The sequence below is a fragment of the Streptomyces sp. NPDC088812 genome (assembly GCF_044750285.1).
Classification (GTDB): domain Bacteria; phylum Actinomycetota; class Actinomycetes; order Streptomycetales; family Streptomycetaceae; genus Streptomyces.
In genome coordinates this window covers 199,007-217,144 of record NZ_JBIVJP010000003.1, presented here as the reverse complement: position 1 = coordinate 217,144, position 18,138 = coordinate 199,007, and the positions used below count along the sequence as shown (strand labels likewise).

General features: G+C 73.8%; 16 protein-coding genes, 3 tRNA genes and 1 pseudogene. 12 read left to right on the top strand and 8 right to left on the bottom strand.

All coding sequences use genetic code 11. The annotated features are described in order from the left end of the window. Nucleotides 1-630: 630 nt before the first annotated feature. The 3 genes from ACIP67_RS07125 to ACIP67_RS07115 all read left to right on the top strand — a co-directional run bounded on the left by ACIP67_RS07125 (nucleotide 631) and on the right by ACIP67_RS07115 (nucleotide 1,850). On the top strand, nucleotides 631-999 hold the full coding sequence (locus ACIP67_RS07125; RefSeq protein WP_401688589.1) for a hypothetical protein: 369 nt from the start codon (nucleotides 631-633) through the stop codon (nucleotides 997-999). A 169-nt stretch (nucleotides 1,000-1,168) separates the two neighbouring features. Next, nucleotides 1,169-1,786, top strand: coding sequence for a bifunctional DNA primase/polymerase (locus ACIP67_RS07120; RefSeq protein WP_401688586.1), 618 nt, complete (start codon nucleotides 1,169-1,171; stop codon nucleotides 1,784-1,786). Then, nucleotides 1,777-1,850: transfer RNA gene (locus ACIP67_RS07115), tRNA-Lys, on the top strand. Before ACIP67_RS07120 ends, ACIP67_RS07115 begins: the two co-directional genes overlap by 10 nt. Nucleotides 1,851-1,954: 104 nt before the next feature. Here ACIP67_RS07115 and ACIP67_RS07110 read toward each other — a convergent pair. Further along, nucleotides 1,955-3,265 (bottom strand): M6 family metalloprotease domain-containing protein, encoded by a 1,311-nt coding sequence (locus tag ACIP67_RS07110; RefSeq protein WP_401688583.1) that lies wholly within the window; start codon nucleotides 3,263-3,265, stop codon nucleotides 1,955-1,957. A gap of 267 nt (nucleotides 3,266-3,532) precedes the next feature. Between ACIP67_RS07110 and ACIP67_RS07105 the strand changes: the two genes are divergently transcribed. Then, a complete protein-coding gene (locus ACIP67_RS07105; RefSeq protein ID WP_401688580.1) occupies nucleotides 3,533-5,443 on the top strand; it encodes a putative bifunctional diguanylate cyclase/phosphodiesterase in 1,911 nt (636 codons plus the stop codon). Here ACIP67_RS07105 and ACIP67_RS07100 read toward each other — a convergent pair. The 3 genes and pseudogenes from ACIP67_RS07100 to ACIP67_RS07090 form a co-directional block, all read right to left on the bottom strand. Further along, entirely contained in the window at nucleotides 5,422-6,516 is a 1,095-nt protein-coding gene (locus ACIP67_RS07100; protein ID WP_401689267.1) for an LLM class flavin-dependent oxidoreductase, read from the bottom strand. The genes ACIP67_RS07105 and ACIP67_RS07100 overlap by 22 nt on opposite strands. Nucleotides 6,517-6,970: 454 nt before the next feature. Further along, nucleotides 6,971-7,702: an aspartate/glutamate racemase family protein gene (locus ACIP67_RS07095; RefSeq protein WP_401688577.1), complete on the bottom strand. Its 732-nt coding sequence runs from the start codon at nucleotides 7,700-7,702 to the stop codon at nucleotides 6,971-6,973. Continuing rightward, a pseudogene (locus ACIP67_RS07090) lies at nucleotides 7,699-7,868 on the bottom strand (decarboxylase); the annotation flags it as partial. The gene ACIP67_RS07095 and the pseudogene ACIP67_RS07090, both read right to left, overlap by 4 nt. A 125-nt stretch (nucleotides 7,869-7,993) precedes the next feature. Between ACIP67_RS07090 and ACIP67_RS07085 the strand changes: the two are divergent. The 7 genes from ACIP67_RS07085 (at nucleotide 7,994) to ACIP67_RS07055 (ending at nucleotide 13,542) form a co-directional block, all read left to right on the top strand. Continuing rightward, entirely contained in the window at nucleotides 7,994-8,974 is a 981-nt protein-coding gene (locus ACIP67_RS07085) for a D-2-hydroxyacid dehydrogenase (RefSeq protein ID WP_401688575.1), read from the top strand. Between the two features lie 45 nt (nucleotides 8,975-9,019). Continuing rightward, entirely contained in the window at nucleotides 9,020-9,934 is a 915-nt protein-coding gene (gene ehuB, locus ACIP67_RS07080; RefSeq protein WP_401688572.1) for an ectoine/hydroxyectoine ABC transporter substrate-binding protein EhuB, read from the top strand. Then, nucleotides 9,931-10,575 carry an ectoine/hydroxyectoine ABC transporter permease subunit EhuC gene (ehuC, locus tag ACIP67_RS07075; RefSeq protein WP_401688569.1) on the top strand — a complete coding sequence of 215 codons (645 nt, stop codon included), beginning with the start codon at nucleotides 9,931-9,933 and terminating at the stop codon, nucleotides 10,573-10,575. Before ehuB ends, ehuC begins: the two co-directional genes overlap by 4 nt. Continuing rightward, nucleotides 10,572-11,222 (top strand): ectoine/hydroxyectoine ABC transporter permease subunit EhuD, encoded by a 651-nt coding sequence (ehuD, locus tag ACIP67_RS07070; RefSeq protein WP_401688566.1) that lies wholly within the window; start codon nucleotides 10,572-10,574, stop codon nucleotides 11,220-11,222. Before ehuC ends, ehuD begins: the two co-directional genes overlap by 4 nt. Further along, nucleotides 11,212-11,994, top strand: a complete 783-nt coding sequence (gene ehuA, locus ACIP67_RS07065) for an ectoine/hydroxyectoine ABC transporter ATP-binding protein EhuA (RefSeq protein WP_401688563.1) — start codon at nucleotides 11,212-11,214, stop codon at nucleotides 11,992-11,994. Before ehuD ends, ehuA begins: the two co-directional genes overlap by 11 nt. Nucleotides 11,995-12,538: 544 nt before the next feature. Continuing rightward, nucleotides 12,539-13,291, top strand: coding sequence for an IclR family transcriptional regulator (locus ACIP67_RS07060; RefSeq protein WP_401688560.1), 753 nt, complete (start codon nucleotides 12,539-12,541; stop codon nucleotides 13,289-13,291). Nucleotides 13,292-13,468: 177 nt separating this feature from the next. Then, nucleotides 13,469-13,542: transfer RNA gene (locus ACIP67_RS07055), tRNA-Lys, on the top strand. Nucleotides 13,543-13,595: 53 nt separating this feature from the next. On the opposite strand, the gene ACIP67_RS07050 is transcribed toward ACIP67_RS07055, so the two are convergent. The 3 genes from ACIP67_RS07050 to ACIP67_RS07040 all read right to left on the bottom strand — a co-directional run bounded on the left by ACIP67_RS07050 (nucleotide 13,596) and on the right by ACIP67_RS07040 (nucleotide 17,147). Continuing rightward, complete coding sequence (locus ACIP67_RS07050; RefSeq protein WP_401688557.1) at nucleotides 13,596-14,201, bottom strand: lytic polysaccharide monooxygenase; 606 nt, start codon at nucleotides 14,199-14,201, stop codon at nucleotides 13,596-13,598. A 144-nt stretch (nucleotides 14,202-14,345) separates the two neighbouring features. Then, entirely contained in the window at nucleotides 14,346-15,458 is a 1,113-nt protein-coding gene (locus ACIP67_RS07045) for an SPFH domain-containing protein (protein WP_401688554.1), read from the bottom strand. A gap of 267 nt (nucleotides 15,459-15,725) precedes the next feature. Further along, entirely contained in the window at nucleotides 15,726-17,147 is a 1,422-nt protein-coding gene (locus tag ACIP67_RS07040; RefSeq protein ID WP_401688551.1) for a peptidoglycan-binding protein, read from the bottom strand. Between the two features lie 202 nt (nucleotides 17,148-17,349). Between ACIP67_RS07040 and ACIP67_RS07035 the strand changes: the two genes are divergently transcribed. Continuing rightward, nucleotides 17,350-17,423, top strand: a tRNA-Lys gene (locus tag ACIP67_RS07035). A gap of 51 nt (nucleotides 17,424-17,474) precedes the next feature. Here the strand turns inward: ACIP67_RS07035 and ACIP67_RS07030 are convergent. Continuing rightward, a complete protein-coding gene (locus ACIP67_RS07030; protein ID WP_401688549.1) occupies nucleotides 17,475-18,134 on the bottom strand; it encodes a class F sortase in 660 nt (219 codons plus the stop codon). Nucleotides 18,135-18,138 lie beyond the last annotated feature (4 nt).

Here is an 18,138-nt window from a genome sequence, read left to right as displayed (position 1 = left end):
TGGCCCGGCACCGGACGGCCCGGCACCGGACGCGCCTCGGCGGCACCGGCGGCCGGGCAGCTCCGGCGACTCCGGCGGCCGGGGAGCTCCGGTGACTCCAGTGGCCCGACCGCCCCAGCGGTCCGGCGACTCCGGCAGCCCCAGCCGCCCGGGAGCCCCGACGGCCCCGCGGCCCGGCGGCCCGGCGGCCCGGCGGCCCCGCAGCCCGGCGGCCCGGCGGCCGGGCGACTCCGGCGACATTTGCCGTCGTGCAGCTCCGGTGACTCCAATGGCCCAACCGCCCCAGCGGTCCGGCGACTCCGGCAGCCCCAGCCGCCCGGGAGCCCCGACGGCCCGGCTGCCCCGCGGCCCCGCAGCCCGGCAGCCCCGCGGCCCGGCAGCCCCGCGGCCCGGCGCCCGGGCTGTCCCGGCGGCCGACGGCCCGAACCGCGCCCGACGCATACCGTCCGGACCACTGGGCAGCCAACCCCGCGGTGCCGGCGCGCCCGGGGGCATCAGGTGTCCCGGGAACATCGTGCGCCCCGGGAGCCTTGAGAGTGCGGGCCCCCGGCCCCCTTGCGTACCCGGGGGACAATGGAAGGTGGTCCGCTCACCGGTGGCGCCACCCCGACCGTACGAGGAGGAGAAGACATGGCGGAGCCCACGCCGCGTCGGAACCAACCGCGGCTACGCCCCGCGCCCCTGCTGTTCGAGCCCGCGGAAGCGGCAGGCGATCCGGAGCACTTCTTCGACCTGGAGTCGATCGACGACCCGGGGGCGCTGCTGGCGCGTGCCACGGAGCTGACGCTCGCCTTCCAGGCGGCGGCCGACCGGGCGGTGGAGTTCCAGGCCATGGCGGCGGCCCAGCTCGCCGATCCGCGGCGGTTCGACCGGCTGACACCGGCCGACATCGCCGAGCGGGCCGAGTGGACCGAGGACTACGCGAAGAAGATGGTCGAGTTCGGATGGGACCTGCTGAAGGGCGAGGTCGAGGGCCGGGAACACGTCGACCCCGTGTAGGGCCCCCGTGGGGCGGACGGCCCTCACACAGGACACCGCGCCCACCGACGTCACTCTCTGCAATCTTCTGGCATATGCCGGGTGCGTAAGATACCCGCTCCCTCCCCTCCCTGTCCCGATTTCCCCCAACCCAGGGAACCGGCTGCTGACGCCCGGTAGACCTGACGGCATGAGCAGCGCTTGGGACCCCCGCCTGACCGATCGCTCCGACGCCACCGGAGTCACCGGAGTCACCGCCGACGGTGCCGCGTGGCTCGCCTCCGCCGGCACCTCCCCGCACAGCACGCTCGCCCTCTGGGAGGAACGGCCGCACGCCCCCGTGGTCCTGCCCTGCGGGTCCGTCTTCGACATCGTGAGCGCGCCGGCGCTGTTCGGGCGGCTGATGCTGGACCGGCTGTGGGGCGAGGGCCCCGGCTCCGGACCGGTGGCCGCGTTCCGCGGGCGCACGCTGCTGTTCGCCGCGCCGGGCACGGCCCGGCGGCTGCCCTCGCTGCTGGAGTGGGAGGAGTGGAGCGCCGACGGCCGCCGGGACGGCCGGACGAGCACCGTCCCGCCGCTGCTGTGCCACGGCACCGGCGACGCGGTGACCGTGCCGCCCCCGCTGACCTCCCCGCAGGACGCCGCCACCCGCTGGATGGTCGCCCCCGACACCCGGCACCCCTGGCTGCCGGGGCCCGAGATCCTGCTCTGGGCGGCCGTCCGGGCGGCCCGGTCGGCCGTGCGGATATCGATTTCTCACCCCGCCGACCAGGGTGCTAATGTCTACGACGTCAGCAGGCGCCGCTAGCTCAGTTGGTTAGAGCAGCTGACTCTTAATCAGCGGGTCCGGGGTTCGAGTCCCTGGCGGCGCACGACACCGGAAGGCCCCTCGCAGCAGCGAGGGGCCTTCCGTCCGTCCCGGGACGGACGCCCCCGGAAGAGCGGCGCCGCCCGGCGGATCAGGCCGCAGGCTGGATCAGGCCGTGATGCTCATGGTCCACGTCCCCGTCACCGTCCGCTCCTCCACGTGCACCCGCACGTCCTCCCCCGGCACCGTGAAACTCTCACCGACGGTGACCGGGGCGTCCGCGAGGGGCGGGTAGACCGAGTCCGCCCAGCAGGCCTCGGTACCCGGGTGGGCGTCGACCACCTCGACCGGCCCCCGGCCGGACTCCGCGCCGCTGCGGACGCGGTAGACGAGGATCCCGGCACGGCAGGCGCCGTGGTCGTTGCCGATCGGACCGCGCACCTCGAAGGCGAGGGCGGTGCCGGTGCCCGTACGGACGACCGCGAGCTTGGCGCCGTGCCCGAGCCCGAAGCCCGGCACACCGGGAATCCCGCCCACCGGCGCCCCCGGGCCGGCGGCCAGCGGCTCCAGCGTGAGCCGGGCCGGCGGCGCCCCCTCGGCCACGCACACCACCTGGCTCGGCTCCAGCCAGCCCAGCTTCCACTTGTGCCAGGCGAACAGATCCGGCGCCAGTCCGAACTGGCTGCCCATCAGGTCCCAGTCCCCGACGTGCGTGTCCCAGTCCCCCTTGCCGTCCGCCGGACGGCGGTAGAGGTCCGGCAGGTCGAAGACATGGCCGGTCTCATGGGCCAGGACGAGCCGGTCCGGCGGATGCTGCTCGAACACCGTGACGACACGCCGGATGTCCGCGCCGTCGGCGTGCAGCGGCTCGTCCAGGTTGACGACCTTGGTGGCGTCGGAATCCACACCGGGGGCGTCCGGATCGGCGACGAAGTAGACGACGTCGTAGCGGGAGAAGTCCACCTGGGCGTCGGCCGCGTCGAGCGCGTCGCGCAGATAGGTGGCGCGGTCCTCGGTGTTCCAGTCACGCTGTATGGCGTACGCGGTGGACGGCTTCGGCATGCGGACCCACCGCTTCAGCGGATGCGCACGCAGGGTGAATCTGCCGTAGGAGGCCCGGTGGAAGTAGTCGCTGGTGACCGGGAAGTGGTCGGCGGCGAGTTCGGCGGGCGAGCTCATCGGGACCCAGTCCGGGAAGGACAGGAAGACCATCACCGCGTCAAGGGCGCGGTCCGGCCGCGGATAGGCGGTGTTCCAGGTGTCCAGTCCCTCCGAGTGGTGGGCGTCCGTGCGCTTGAGGGCGCAGGGCAGCGAGGAGAAGGGTTCGGCGACCGACGGGCCCGTGATCAGGGAGGTCGCGGCGAGCGCCGAGAGGGTCGTGAACACGGCCGCGGTGCTGCGCAGTCGGGGACGCGGGAGCTGTCGCGGCACGGAGACCTCCGGGAACGGTTCACGGGACACCGCACCCAGCCTGTGCATATTTGTCGTACTACGCCCTGTTTATCTGCACCAGAAGAGTGAGACCCCGGAAACCGGGCATGAACCCCGACACCCCCGGAATACTCACGGAACGTCACACGTGGTCGTCCGCTCGCAGAACCGTCCCGTGTGGGGGCAGAAACGATCTGTCAGAAAGGCGGGGTGTTCCGGGACACTGGACTGTGGCTGCGCAAGTCCGGGGCCAGCCTCTATGATCGGCACACTTTCCTGGGCGGACAGAGATCGAGTGCACTGCGGGAGCGAGCGGTGAGCGGAACGTCCGAAGGGCCGACGCCCGCGGCAGACCTCGACCGGTCGGCCGTCACAGAGAGTGATCATCAGGCTTCTCCTCGTACGGGAGCGCCGGAAGACCGGGAAGGCGCGGACCTCACGGACGGTACGGACAGCACCGGAACAGCAGGTGGGGACCGTCGCGACGGCCCTCCCCCGGCCTACCGTTCCGTCTTCGCGACCGCCCCCCTCGCCATGGCCGTCGTCGACCGCGAGGGCCTGGTCACCGACGCCAACCGGGCGCTCGGCGCGCTGCTGGCCGGCGGGCCCGAGGACCTGGTCGGGCGGGTGGCCGCCGATCTGCTGGACCTGGCCTCCGACGCCCGCAGCTGGCACGCCTACCGCGAGGTGCTCCGCGGCCGCCAGGCCCGGCTGCGCTGCACCCGGCGGCTGAAGCAGCCCGACGGGCGCTCGCTGTGGGTGCAGATCACCGTCGCACCGCTGGACGGCGACCCGGCCGGCGTCCTGCTGTCCGTCGCCGACATCAGCGTCCACCGCGACCTCCAGGCCCGGCTGCGCCACCTCCAGATGCACGACCCCGTCACCCGGCTGCCCAACCGCACCCTGTTCTTCGAACGGGTGTCGGCGGCGCTGGAGGCGGAGTCGTACGACGACGGCGGGACCGGCCGGATCGGGCTGTGCTACCTGGACATCGACGGGTTCAAGGCGGTCAACGACACCCTCGGCCACCGGGTCGGCGACCGGCTGCTCGCCTCCGTCGCCGAGCGGCTGACGGCGTGCGCGCAGGAGGCCGGGCGGAACCGGCCGAGCGTACCGCTGGTGGCGCGGCTGGGCGGTGACGAGTTCGCGCTGCTCGTGGAGGACTCCACCGGCACCGAACAGCTCGCCGATCTCGCCGAGTCGGTGCTGAAGGCGCTCCAGGCGCCGTTCGACCTCGCGGGCCACCGGCTGAACGTCTCCGCGTCGATCGGGGTCGTCGAGCGGCACGCGGCCGGCACCACCGCCACCGGGCTGATGCAGGCCGCGGACACCACGCTGTACTGGGCGAAGGTGGACGGCAAGGACCGCTGGACGCTGTTCGACCCGGAGCGCAACGCCCACCTGATGACCCGCCAGGCCCTGGCGTCCACGCTGCGCCCCGCCATCGAGCGGGGCGAGTTCCGTCTGGAGTACCAGCCGCTGGTCGGCATGGCGGACGGACGGCTGCGCGGGGTGGAGGCGCTGGTGCGCTGGGACCACCCCCGGTTCGGGCTGCTGCCGCCGAATCGGTTCGTCGCGCTGGCCGAGGAGGACGGCTCGATCGTGCCGCTCGGCCGGTGGGTTCTGGCCACCGCCTGCCGTCAGGCCCGCCGCTGGCAGCTGGAGCGCCCCGAGGAGCCGCCGCTGTTCGTCAGCGTCAACGTGGCGGTCCGTCAGGTGTGGGACTCCGACCTGGTGGCGGACGTGGCGGACATCCTCGACGAGACCGGACTGGCCCCGCACCTGCTCCAGCTGGAGCTGACGGAGTCCGCGGTGATGGGCTCGGCCGGGCGGCCGTTGCAGGCGTTGCAGGCGCTCAGCGACATGGGGGTGGGCATCGCCATCGACGACTTCGGCACCGGCTACTCCAACCTCGCCTACCTGAGCCGGCTGCCGGTGTCGGTGCTGAAGCTGGACGGGTCGTTCGTGCGCGGCTTCCAGTACGAGGGGGCCGGAGCGGCGCCCAACCCGGCCGACCAGGTGGTCGTCGAGGCGATGATCGACCTCGCGCACCGGCTGGGGCTGACCGTCACCGCCGAGTGCGTGGAGACGTCCGCGCAGGCCGGACGGCTGCGCAGCATCGGCTGCGACACGGGGCAGGGCTGGCTGTACTCCCGCCCGGTGTCCCCGGACCGCATCTCCGAGCTGCTGTTGGGTTCCGCGTCCTACGCGGTCGGCAACCCGTAGGCGTCGGCGACGAGTTCGTAGGAGCGCAGGCGCAGGGCGCCGCGGTGGGCGTGGCTGGTGAGCATCAGCTCGTCGGCGCCGGTGCGCTTGTGGAGGTCGTCGAGGCCGGAGCGGACCTCGTCGGCCGTGCCGTGCACGATGTTCGCGGTCCAGGAGTCGACGAACTCGCGCTCCAGCGGGCTGAACGCGTACGCCTCCTCCGGCGAGGGGAACAGGCCGGGCCGGCCGGTGCGCAGGCGGAGCATGTTCACGCCGGTGGCCAGGACCTGGCGGCGGGCCTCGCGCTCGTCGTCGGCGGCGAGCACGGAGACGCCGATGAGGGCGTACGGCTCGTCGAGGACCGCCGACGGGCGGAAGTGTTCGCGGTAGAGGTCGAGCGCGGGGACGGTGTTCTGCGCGGAGAAGTGGTGCGCGAAGGCGAAGGGCAGTCCGAGCAGGGCCGCGAGGCGGGCGCTGAACCCGGAGGAGCCCAGCAGCCAGATCGGCGGGCGGTGCCGGGACTGCACGCCGCCGGGGGACGTGGCCTGGACCGGGCCGGGGACCGCGTGGATCCGGCGGTAGGGGTGGCCGTCGGGGAAGTCGTCGTCCAGGAAGCGGGTCAGCTCGGCGAGCTGCTCGGGGAAGTCGTCGGCGCCCTCGTTCAGCCGCTCGGTGCGGCGCAGGGCGGCGGCGGTGGCGCCGTCGGTGCCGGGGGCGCGGCCGAGGCCGAGGTCGACGCGGCCGGGGGCGAGGGCCTCCAGGGTGCCGAACTGCTCGGCTATCACCAGCGGCGCGTGGTTGGGCAGCATGACGCCGCCCGAGCCGAGCCGGATGCGCTCGGTGTGGGCGGCGAGGTGGGCGAGGATCACGGCGGGCGAGGAGGAGGCGACGCCGGGCATGGAGTGGTGCTCGGCCACCCAGTACCGGTGGAAGCCGCGCGCCTCGGCGAGCCGGGCGAGGTCGACGCCGGCGCGCAGGGCGTCGCCGGCGGTGCTGCCGGAGCCGACGGTGACCAGGTCCAGGACGGAGAGGGGGACGGGGGCGGTGCCGTGCGCCGTGCCGCGGATGCCGTCCGACGGGCGGTCGGCCGTCACCGGGTCGTCCGCCCGCCGCTCGGCCGCGCCGCGCACGGCCGCCCTGTGCACGGCCGCCGCCGGGTCGTCCACGCCGCGCACGGCCGTCGCCTCGCCGCGCACGGCCGTCGCCGAGCCGTGCGTGGCGGTGCCGCCGTGCGTCGCGGCGCCGCCGTGCGTCGCGGCGCCGCCGTGCGTCGCGGCGCCGCCGTGCGTCGCGGCGCCGCCGTTCGGTGGCTCGTGTGCCGCGGTTCCGCGCGCCGCCGCGGTCTCCACCGTCGGCTCGTGGGTCGTCGGCTCGTGGGCCGTCGGCTCGTCCGCCGCCTTCTCGTCCGCCGCCACGGGGTCCTCCTGTCCTCGGCCGCGCGCTGTCCTCGGACCACCAACAGGGGGGTGCCCCCGTTTGTTCCCGCTGTTCCCGCTGTTCCCGCGGCCGGGGCGTCGGCCGGGGGCGTCGGACGGGGCGTCGGACGGGTCACACCTGCACGATCGGCTCCCGGGTGAACAGCGCGCCGAGGGCGGGCGCGTTCACCCGCCGGTCCGCCAGCCGCAGCGCCTCCCAGACGGTGACCTGGTGGGCGGTGAGGACCGGCTTGCCCAGCTCCTTCTCCAGGGCGGGCAGGGACGCGGCGGTGTGCAGGGCGGTGTCGGGCAGCAGGACCGCGTCCGCGCCGGGGTCGTCGGCCGCGCGGGCCAGCGCGAGCACCTCGGCCTCGCCCCAGGTGCCCGCCTCGGCGGCCGTGACGGTCCCGGAGCCGTGGACGCCCGTCACCTCCAGGCCGCCGGCGCGCAGGAACGCGGCGAACAGGCCGGCGAGGTCGTCCGGGTAGGTCGCGCCGACGGCGACCCGGGCCGCCGCGATCTCCTGGGCGGCGTGGACGAAGGCGAAGGAGGTCGAGGAGGCCGGCATCCCGGCGGTGCGGGCGAGGCCGCGCACCTGTTCCTGGGCGCCCTCCCAGCCGTGCACGAAGCCCTCGCCGGCGCACGCCCACACGACGGCCTCGGCGCCCGACAGCCGCAGCCGCTCCAAGCCCGCCGCGAGCCGTTCGGGCGTGCCCGTCTGCCGTAGCGCGCCGACGCTGTGGGCGTCCTCGCCGATGTCCGTGTGGACCAGCTCCACCCGGATGTCGCTGCCGAGGAGCTGCTCGATCCGGGGGTAGTCGTCCTCGGCGGAGTGGCCCGGGTAGAGGACTCCGAGTGCGGTCATGTCCAGCCTTCCTGCTGTCTTCCGGCAGTACGGGGGGCCACTGCCGCGCCCCCTCCTCCAGCAGAGCCCGGTACGGCCCCACGGCTCGGGTACCCATTCGGCGCAGCGCCGCCCCCCTCGTCACCTGGTTGGCCGAGATGACCGGTATGCACAGATCCGCCTCCAGCGGGAGGTCGTGTTGACGGCGGTGGGTCCGGGTGCGAACGTGGTCGATCCGCGCTCGTCGACCCCTGGTGTCACGGACGCCGGGCAGTGGCCGCGCACGTCCCGCCGGAGGAAGGGGCACCCCGGATGTCCGCCGTCCCCACGTCCGCCGTCCCCACGTCCGCCGTCCCCACGCTCCTCGTCCTCGACGCCGATCCCCCGCCCCGGCTCGGCCGGCTCACCGGGCGGGCGACGGTCGTACGCACCGACGGGGCCGGTCTCGCGGCGCGACTGCCGGAGGCGGACGCGCTGCTGGTGTGGGACTTGACCTCGCGCGCGGTACGGGCCGCCTGGCCGGGCGGGGGGCCGCGGCCGCGCTGGGTGCACACGGCGAGCGCGGGCGTGGACCATCTGATGTGTCCGGAGCTGACCGCGTCGGACACGGTGGTGACGAACGCGCGGGGCGTCTTCGACGAGCCGGTCGCCGAGTACGTCGCCGCGCTGGTCCTGGCGATGGCGAAGGACCTGCCGGGCACCTGGGAGCTCCAGCGGCGGCGCGAGTGGCGGCACCGCGAGGGCCTCAGGGTCGCGGGCACGCGTGCCGTGGTGGTCGGCTCGGGGCCGGTCGGCCGGGCGGTCGCCCGCCGGCTGAAGGCGCTGGGGGTGGCGACGGCGGTCGTCGGCCGGGTCCCGCGCACCGGCGTCCACGGCCCCGACGACCTGGACCGCCTCCTCGCCCGCGCCGACTGGGTGATCGCGGCGGCCCCGCTCACCGAGCGGACGCACGGCATGTTCGACCTGCGCCGGTTCGGCGTGATGCAGCCCTCCGCCCGGTTCGTGAACGTCGGCCGGGGACAGCTCGTCGTCGAGGACGCGCTCGTCCACGCGCTGGAGCGGCGGTGGATCGCGGGTGCCGCCCTGGACGTCCTCGCGACCGAACCCCTGCCCGCGGACAGCCCGTTGTGGCAGGTCCCGGGGCTGCTGCTGTCCCCCCACATGAGCGGGGACACGGTCGGCCGGCGGGAAGAACTCGGCGCGCAGTTCGTGGAGTTGTTCGAGCTGTGGGCGGCGGGCCGGCCACTGCGCAACGTGGTCGACAAGCGACGCGGGTACGTGCCCGGACCCTGACATCCATGATGCATAACCCGGTTGGTCTCGGGTAGCCGCGCCGCCATGGCTCCACCGAACTGGCAGGTCAGACAGAACGTACGCGCACCGAGGCCCACCCGTCGGTCGCTGCTCGCGGGGGTGGCGGCGCTCGGCGCACTGGGCGCGGCAGGCTGCGCCCGGGTGGCCACGGCCTCGACGAACCCCGGCGGCGACCTGCTCGACCGGCTGCGGGCACAGGGTGTCGTACGGCTCGGCATCGCGGGGGAGATCCCGTTCGGGTACATCGACAGGAACGGGCATCTCACCGGCGAGGCACCCGAGTTGGCGAGAGTGGTCTTCAAGCGGCTCGGTGTGGACGAGGTGCAGCCGGTGCCCACCGAGTTCGGCTCCCTCGTACCCGGGCTGAATTCCCAGCAGTTCGACGTCGTGGCCGCCGGGATGTACGTCAACGCCGATCGCTGCGCGCAGGTGATATTCGCCGATCCCGATTACCAGATGCTCAATTCCTTCGTCGTCCGCAAGGGAAATCCCGAGAACATCCACAACTACCAGGACGTGGTGGAGAAGAAGGCGCGGTTCGCCACGGGCACCGGGTACGCCATGATCCAGTACGCCGTCGAGGCGGGGTACGCGCAGGACGACATCCTGATCGTCCCGGACCAGGTCGCCGGGCTGAACGCCGTCGAGGCGGGCCGGGTCGACGTGTTCGCGGGGACCGCGGTGACCGTCCGCGAGGTGGTGAAGAAGTCGGCCAAGGCGGAGGCGACCGAGCCGTTCGCCCCGCTCGTCGACGGCGAGCCGCACGTCGACGGGGGCGCGTTCGCGTTCCGTCCGACCGAGACCGCGCTGCGGGACGCCTTCAACGCCGAACTGCGCAAGCTGAAGGAGAGCGACGAACTGCTGCGCATCCTGAAGCCGTTCGGGTTCACCCGGTCCGAGATGACCGACCTGACGGCGAAGGAGCTCTGCGGCGGATGACCTCAGGACTCTGGGACCTCGTCCTCAAGGGCGTCTGGACGACCCTCCAACTGCTCGTGCTCAGCTCCCTGCTGGCGGCGGCCGTCTCCTTCGCCGCCGGGATCGCGCGCACCCACCGCCTCTGGATCGTCCGCTTCCTCGCGGGCTTCTACACCGAGGTGTTCCGCGGCACCTCGGCCCTCGTCATGATCTTCTGGGTGTTCTTCGTGCTGCCCCTCGCCTTCGGATGGCAGCTGGTGCCGATGTGGGCGGGCACGCTCGCCCTCGGACTGACCTACGGCGCGTACGGCTCGGAGATCGTGCGCGGCGCGCTGGGCTCCGTCGACCCGGCCCAGCGGGAGGTCGGCATCGCGCTCGGCTTCACGCCCGCGCAGCGGATGCGCAAGATCCTGCTGCCGCAGGCCGTGCCGGAGATGATCCCGCCGTTCGGCAACCTGCTGATCGAACTGCTGAAGGGCACCGCGCTCGTGTCGGTCATGGGGATGGGCGACCTGGCCTTCAGCGGGAACCTGGTGCGCCTGGCGCTCCAGGAGAGCGCGGAGATCTACACGTACGTACTGATCCTCTACTTCGTGATCGCCTTCCTGCTCACCCGGGGGATGCGCGGGCTGGAGCGGCGGCTGAAGGCAGGTGTCCGATGAACTGGGACTGGAGCGCCGTCCGTGACTTCATGCCGCTCTTCCGGGACGGACTGCTGGTCACCCTCCAGGCGCTGGTCCTCGGCTCGCTGATCTCGTTCACGCTGGGGCTGGTGTGGGCGCTGCTGATGCGGACGCCGACGCGGTGGGTGCGGTGGCCGGTCGGGATCGTCACGGAGTTCGTCCGCGACACCCCGCTGCTGGTGCAGCTGTTCTTCCTCTTCTACGTGCTGCCCGAGTGGGGCCTGACCCTGTCGGCGACGGCCACCGGCGTCGTCGCCCTCGGCCTGCACTACTCGACGTACACGATGCAGGTCTACCGGGCCGGCATCGACGCGGTGCCCGCCGGCCAGTGGGAGGCGGCGACCGCGCTGAACCTGTCGCGGACCCGCACCTGGCGGGCGGTGATCCTCCCGCAGGCGGTCCGCAGGGTCGTGCCGGCGCTCGGCAACTACGTCATCGCGATGCTCAAGGACACACCGCTGCTGATGACGATCACCGTGCTGGAACTGCTGGGCCGGGCGCGGCTCTTCTCCCAGCAGAACTTCCGGTTCACCGAGCCCGTCACGGTGATCGGCGTGGCCTTCATCGTCGTCTCCTACCTCGCCTCCGTCCTCCTGCGCACCCTGGAGCGCCGCCTTGTCCGTTGAGACCAGCAGGACCACCACCGACCGCACCCCCGGGAGCACCGAGCTGATCCGTCTGGAGCGGGTCACCAAGCGGTTCGGGGACAACACCGTCCTGGACCACCTCGACTTCCGGGTGGAAGCGGGCCGGCACGTCACCCTCATCGGCCCGTCCGGCTCCGGCAAGACCACGATCCTGCGGCTGCTGATGACGCTGACCGAGCCCGACGAGGGCACGATCACCGTGGACGGGCGGCGGCTGTTCCCCGCGTCGCGGAAGGAGGTCCGCGAGGTCCGCAAGAAGATCGGGATGGTGTTCCAGCAGTTCAACCTCTTCCCGAACATGAGCGTCCTGAGGAACGTGACCGAGGCGCCGGTGAGTGTGCTCGGCCTGTCCCGGGACGAGGCGGAGGAGCGGGCGCGTGAGCTGCTGGACATGGTGGGCCTCGCCGACAAGTGCGACGCCCGGCCGTCCCGGCTCTCCGGCGGCCAGCAGCAGCGGGTGGCGATCGCCCGCGCCCTGGCGATGCGGCCCCAGGTGCTGCTGCTCGACGAGGTGACGTCGGCGCTCGACCCCGAGCTGGTCGCGGGCGTCCTCGACGTCCTGCGGGACATCGCCCGCACCACCGACATCACCATGCTCTGCGTGACGCACGAGATGAACTTCGCCCGGGACATCTCCGACCAGGTCCTGATGTTCGACTCCGGCCGGGTCATCGAGTCCGGCCCACCGGAGAAGATCTTCAGCGACCCCGAGCAGGAACGGACCCGGGAGTTCCTCGGCGCGGTGCTGTGACCACGCGCTGAGGCCTCCTCCCGTGACCATGCGCTGAGGCTCCTCCCGTGACCATGCGCTGGGACCAGGTCCCGGCCCGGCGGCGGGCGGCGGCGCCCCGGGGTGCCGGGGCGCCGAGGTGCCGGGGCGCCGAGGTGCCGGGGCGCCGAGGTGCCGGGGCGCCGAGGTGCCGAGGTGCCGAGCTGCCGAGCTGCCGGAGCGCCGGAGCGCCGAGGTGCCGGAGCCGAGGTGCCGAGGTGCCGAGGTGCCGGGGCGCCGGGGCGCCGGGGCGCCAGGGCGCCGGGGCGCCAGGGCGCCAGGGCGCCAGGGCGCCAGGGCGCCAGGGCGCCGTACCGGCGGGTCACCGGGCGGCGCAATCTCGCCGACAACCCCGCGCCACCGCACCCCCGGCCGTTATCGTGGAGGTGGTCCGCCGTCCGGACCACGGCCAGAGAAGCGACCGCAGGGGGAAGACCGTGGCGCTGCTGTGTCATCCCGGGGGACACCCCCCGGACCCCCGGCCCCAGCCGCACGACCCCAGGACGTCAACGCGAGGGGGCCCGTCATGAGGCTCGAGCCGACCACTCCGCTCCACTCGGCCCAGGACGCCCTGCGCGTCCTGGAGACGGTGGCCCGGCACGCCACCGGCGTCACCGACACCGAACTCGCCCGCCGCACCGGCTTCGGCACGGCACGGCTGCACCCCCTCCTGCGGCTGCTGCGCCGCGAGGGATACGTCGAGCAGACCTCCGACGGCGCGTACGTCACGGGCGACGCGCTGACCCGCCTGGGCTCCGCGCACCGGCGCGAGCAGGCCCTGCGCGACAAGCTCCAGCACACCCTGGACCGGCTGCGCGACTCCGTCGGCGCCGCCGTCTACATCAGCCGGTACGTCGACGGCGAGGTCACCATCACCCAGTACGCCGACAGCCCGGCCACGCCCGCGGTCAACGAGTGGGTCGACTTCCGCTCCTCCGCCCACGCCACCGCGCTCGGCAAGAGCCTGCTCGGCCAGCTCGACCACAACGGCCGCCGCGACCACCTCTCCCGGCACAAGATGGCCCGCCTCACCTCGCACACCATCACCAGCGACAGGCTGCTCCTCTCCCGTCTGGAGGCCCAGCCGCCCACGGTCCCGGTCCTCGACCTCCAGGAGTACGCCGTGGGCACGGTCTGCGCGGCCGTCCCGATCACCGCCGGGACCACCGCCGGCTGCCTGGCGCTCTCCCTGCCCCTCGAACACGCCCACCGGCTCCGCCACGCCGTCGACACCCTGAACCGCAACGCGACACCCGTGCTGCTGTCCCTGGCGATCTAGCACCCCGGCCGGGGCGGCCCCCGGCTGAGGCGGTCCCGGCCGGGGCGGTCCCGGCCAGGGCGGTCCCGGCCAGGGCGGTCCGCGGGGGTGGTCCCGGCCGGGGGTCGGGACCACCCCCGCGGACCAGGTAGTATTTTCTTCGTCGCCGGCCGCCGAGAGGCGGAGGGCGAGAGTCATGCGCCGCTAGCTCAGTTGGTTAGAGCAGCTGACTCTTAATCAGCGGGTCCGGGGTTCGAGTCCCTGGCGGCGCACCGGTGAAGGGCTCCTCGTGAGGAACGAGGAGCCCTTCGGCGTTTCCCGGCCCTCAGAACGTGACGTCCGAGCAGGCGTGGAACGCGTTGCCCGTGTCCGCGACCGTCCACACCGCGAGGACGACGTGGTGACCGCTCAGGCCCGACGGCAGCCGACCGGTGTGCGAGAGCGTGGCCGGCGGGCGCTGGCCGTTGTACGGCACCGTGAGGAACGGTGTGAGCTCGAGGTCCGAGCGGGCGAGGGCGTGGTCCTGGTTCCAGCCCTGCTTGGTGAGGTAGTACCGGAAGTCGGTGGTGGCGTGCATCGCCGTGAACTGCCACCGGAACGTGTAGTCCTGGCCGCCCGTCACCTGGGTCGTGGGCCAGGCGGCGCCGCCCGGCCGGGTGGGCGAGTCGAGCGGGGCGAACCGGCTGTTCCCGGCGGAACAGAGCTGCCCGTCGGCCGGCCCGGAGGCCGGGAAGCCCTTGGCGCCCTCGACGCTCTGCGGCTCCCACTGGATGGCGCCGCAGCCCGTCACGGTGCCGTTCTGGCAGAGCTTCTGCCGGCTGACGGGGAGGTCGGTGTAGCCGTGGCCGCTCGCGCCACCGGCGGAGAGCACGAAGGCTCCCGCCGTGGTGAGCCCGAGCGCGGCGGCGTACCACTTGGTCTTTTTGCGCATGCTGCCGCTCCTGGAGAACGTGGGGAGTTCGGTGAGGTTCGGCGCGCCGCGGGTTCAGGTCTAGACCAAGTTTGAGGTTATGACCGTTCATTGAACATGTCCATACCGATCGGGTGCCGATCGGAGGACTTGTCCGACGGTCCGTCAGGGCGACTGCTCGCCGCGTCCCGCGCAGAACGCCACGGTCAGGTCCTTCACCAGTGCCTTGCGCTCGTAGTCGTCCAGTTCCACCAGCCCGCGCATGGTCAGCCGGGTCACCGTGTCCTCCACCGAGTCCACGACCGAGGTGAGCACGGTCGCCCGGTGCTGGGCGTCGAGCGCGGCGATCCGGCGGCGGTGCATCGCGGGGGCGACCTCCGGGGCGTACTCGACGCGCACCGGCTGCACCGAGTACACCTCCAGGCCGATCGCGCCCGCGTCCCGCGCCACCCGCCGGGTCAGCGCCTCCCCCGTCGCCTCGACCGAGAACCGCACCGAGCCGGGCGTCTCCACCGGGATCCGGGCGAAGGCCGCCTCGACGCACTCGCGCAGGTACGTCTCGTGGTCCTCCACCCCGAGCGTGGCCCGCGCCGTGTCCCGCACCCGCCACACCACCAGCGCCACCACCCGCAGCGCCATGCCGTTGCCGTCGGCCGCCGGCATCGGCTCGCTGCGCCAGTGCCGCAGCCGTACGTCCGCCCGGCGGCGCAGCAGCAGCGGGTTGACCCACAGCAGCCCGGTGCGCCGGACCGTCCCCCGGTAGCGGCCGAACAGGTCGAGCACCCAGGCGTGCCCGGTCCGGCCCCGGGCCAGCCCGCCGAGGCCGAACAGCCCGAGGGCACCCGCCCCCGCGTACGCCGCCCACTGCGCGGGGCCGAGACCGGCACCGGAGTACGCGGGGAGGCGCAGCGCCTCCGTCACCAGCGGCGGCAGGATCCCGGCCCACCACGAGGTGGCCACACAGCCCGCCGCCCCGCACAGCCCGGCGGCCACGCCCGCCGCGCCGGGCAGCACCCGGGCGGGCCGCTCCACCAGCGCGGGGTCGACCTCCGCCATCGGGCGGGACTTCACCGCCGCGGGCCGCCGCAGCCGCGGCTGCTCCCCCGTGCCCGTCCGGCTCCCCACCACGGCGGGCGCGAGCGGCACCGGCCGCGGCTCGGGCTCGTCCCGGAACAGCAGGTGGACGGGGATCTCGGTGGTCGCCTCGTTCTGGATGAGCCGCGTGGGCGGCCGGGACGGGCCCTCGTGCTCGGGCGTGTGAGAAGTGGTCGTGCTCATTGCGTGCCTCCAGCCTCCGCGCCAGATACGCCATGACAGTGAAAGAACCGTTACTGCGAGCCGGGGACCGGCAACCGAGGCCGGGGCCGGGGACCGGGAACCGAGGCCGGGGACCGAGGACCGGGAACCGAGGCCGAGGGCCGAGGACCGGGAACCGAGGCCGAGGGCCGAGGACCGGGAACCGAGGCCGAGGGCCGAGGACCGGGAACCGAGGCCGAGGGCCGGGACCGGGGCCGCGGACCGGCGGGCACCGGGGCCGCGGCCGGGCTACGAGAACAACCTCCGCCAGGTCTCGGGCCCCGGGTAGCCGTCGGCCGCCCCGCCGCGCCAGCCCTGGGTGCGCTGGAAGGCCTCGACGCCCCGCCGGTCCGCTTCGCCCCAGCGCGGCCCCGGTCCCGTCGTGTAGTACGTGCCGAACCCTTTCTTCACCAGCTGCCTCCCCAGCTGGGTGACGTACACGTTGTCGGCGCCGGGCCGGAACACGGCCCGGCCCGGGTAGGCGGGGACGCCCAGCGCCGGAGCAGCGGCGGGTGCCCCGTCCCCGGTTCCGGGGGCCGGGGCGACGGGCCGGCCCGTGCCGGTGATCAGCAGCGACCAGGTCCGTGGGCCGGGCAGCCCGTCGGCGTGCGCGCCGCGCCATCCCTGGGCCTGCTGGAACGCCTGGGTGGCCCGCCGGTCCGCCTCCGACCAGCGCGGGCCGGGCCCCGACGCGTAGAAGCGCCCGGCGCCGTGCTGGACGAGGAGCCGGCCGAGCCGGGTCACGTGCGGGTTCTCGGCGCCCGGCCCGAAGTACGCGCGTCCGGGGTACGGGGCCGCCGTGGCGCCGGCGCCGGGGGCCGGGGCGGGCGGCACGGCGTTCCCGCCCCCCGTGCTCCCCGTGCTCCCCGTCGCGCCTGTCGCGCCCGTCGCGCCCGTCGCGCCCGACGCACCCGTCGCACCCCCGCCGGTCTGCGTTCCCGCCGCTTTGATGCTCTTGTAGCGGTAGGGGACGTAGCGGCCGGAGTTCGACCAGTAGGCGTAGGGGGTGGCGAGGCGGCGGGCGTTCGGGCGGGTCTGTTCGTAGGCGATGTAGGACGTGTGCGTGTAGTCCGTCCAGCCGCCGAAGAGGACGACGTGCGAGCCGTTCTGCGGATGGGACAGATTGTGGAAGAGCAGCATGTCGCCCGGCTGGAGTTCCTCCTTGGTGATGCGCGTGGCGAACTCGTGCAGGCTGCCCGTCCACTCGTTCCCCGGCAGCTTCCAGGCCATGGACACGAAGCCCGAGCAGTCCTGCCGGTACCCGTCGGACCAGTAGGCGCTCATGCTGTACGGCACCTTCGCCGTGACCCAGGCCTTGGCCCGCTTGATGATGTCCGCCCGGGCGATCTCGGGTGCCCTGACCTGTGCGGACGGTGCCGGTCGGCCGCCCTGGCCGTACAGCGGCTCCTTGCCGCCCTGGGGGTTGCCGGGCTCGTCGCCCGCGGGGACGCCCGGCAGGTCGGGCGCGTGCGGGGCGGCCACGGCCGGGACGGCGTGCCCGGCGCCGAGCGCCGCGGTGGCCGCGGCCGCGACGACGACGGTACGGTGGGCGGCCGGACGCCCGCCGAACCCCACGGGCAGGGAACACGGGCTCGCCCGCCGCCGGTCGACGCACCCTGGGCAGTCGCAGTCGCTCGCGGGATCGAATTCCTCGAACACCGGCGTCTCCATGCGATTCCCCTCAGACTCCAGATGGAAATGTCCGCGACTGTGCACATTCGCCAGTCTTTCCCACTGGTTGTACGGACGCGCAAGCTGACGGTCCGAATGATGTACGCGGACCCCTCCCCGGGGGTGGCGCGGACCACCCGGCCCGGCCGGACGGCGGTCGGGAGCACCCCGGGACGTCCTGTAGAGTTGTCGATGTCAGCAGGCGCCGCTAGCTCAGTTGGTTAGAGCAGCTGACTCTTAATCAGCGGGTCCGGGGTTCGAGTCCCTGGCGGCGCACAGACCGGAAAGCCCCTCGCGTGAGCGAGGGGCTTTCTGCTGTTCCGCGGATCACACCGCGGTCCCGGTCAGATACGCCGACACGATCACGTTCGCCGAGTAGCTGCCGCTCGCGCGGTCGAAGGTGCCGCCGCAGGTGATCAGCCGCAGTTCGGCGCGGCCCGTGGCCCGGGTGCCGTAGGCCTGCCGGGCGTCGAAGCGGTCGCGCTGGACGACCTCGACGTCGTCGACGGTGAACTCGGCGACCTTGCCGTCGGCGCGGGCCACGCGGATCGTCTCGCCGGCCTCCAGGGTGCTCAGCTTGTAGAAGACGGCGGGCCGGGTCTCGGTGTCGACGTGCCCGACCATCAGCGCGGTGCCCGCCGCGCCGGGCTTCACCCCGGCCCCGTACCAGCCGACGACGCCCGCCTGGTCGTAGGGCGGCGGGTCGATCCCGCCCCTCACGTCCAGTCCGCGGGCCACCACCGGCGCCTGCACCCCCAGTTCGGGGATGTCGATGCGCTGCGGCAGCGCGGCCCCCAGCGGTTTCGCGGCGGGCGGCAGCGGGGCGTCGCCGGGCCGGCCCACGGCCGCCACGTCACCCGTGGTCGGCGCGGACGTCACAGGACGCACGTCGGTCACCTCGCGCCCCCACAGCCACAGCCCGAGCAGGAGCAGCGCCCAGGCCACGCCGGTCAGAAGGCGCCCGGAAGAGCGCTCGCGTCCGGTCACGGAG

Bases quoted from the DNA above. Each gene is read 5' to 3' on its own strand.
- ACIP67_RS07125 (WP_401688589.1), top strand. From the start codon at position 631: ATGGCGGAGCCCACGCCGCGTCGGAACCAACCGCGGCTACGCCCCGCG.
- ACIP67_RS07120 (WP_401688586.1), top strand. From the start codon at position 1,169: ATGAGCAGCGCTTGGGACCCCCGCCTGACCGATCGCTCCGACGCCACC.
- ACIP67_RS07110 (WP_401688583.1), bottom strand. From the start codon at position 3,265: ATGCACAGGCTGGGTGCGGTGTCCCGTGAACCGTTCCCGGAGGTCTCC.
- ACIP67_RS07095 (WP_401688577.1), bottom strand. From the start codon at position 7,702: ATGACCGCACTCGGAGTCCTCTACCCGGGCCACTCCGCCGAGGACGAC.
- ACIP67_RS07085 (WP_401688575.1), top strand. From the start codon at position 7,994: ATGTCCGCCGTCCCCACGTCCGCCGTCCCCACGTCCGCCGTCCCCACG.
- ehuB (WP_401688572.1), top strand. From the start codon at position 9,020: ATGGCTCCACCGAACTGGCAGGTCAGACAGAACGTACGCGCACCGAGG.
- ehuC (WP_401688569.1), top strand. From the start codon at position 9,931: ATGACCTCAGGACTCTGGGACCTCGTCCTCAAGGGCGTCTGGACGACC.
- ehuD (WP_401688566.1), top strand. From the start codon at position 10,572: ATGAACTGGGACTGGAGCGCCGTCCGTGACTTCATGCCGCTCTTCCGG.
- ACIP67_RS07060 (WP_401688560.1), top strand. From the start codon at position 12,539: ATGAGGCTCGAGCCGACCACTCCGCTCCACTCGGCCCAGGACGCCCTG.
- ACIP67_RS07050 (WP_401688557.1), bottom strand. From the start codon at position 14,201: ATGCGCAAAAAGACCAAGTGGTACGCCGCCGCGCTCGGGCTCACCACG.
- ACIP67_RS07045 (WP_401688554.1), bottom strand. From the start codon at position 15,458: ATGAGCACGACCACTTCTCACACGCCCGAGCACGAGGGCCCGTCCCGG.
- ACIP67_RS07040 (WP_401688551.1), bottom strand. From the start codon at position 17,147: ATGGAGACGCCGGTGTTCGAGGAATTCGATCCCGCGAGCGACTGCGAC.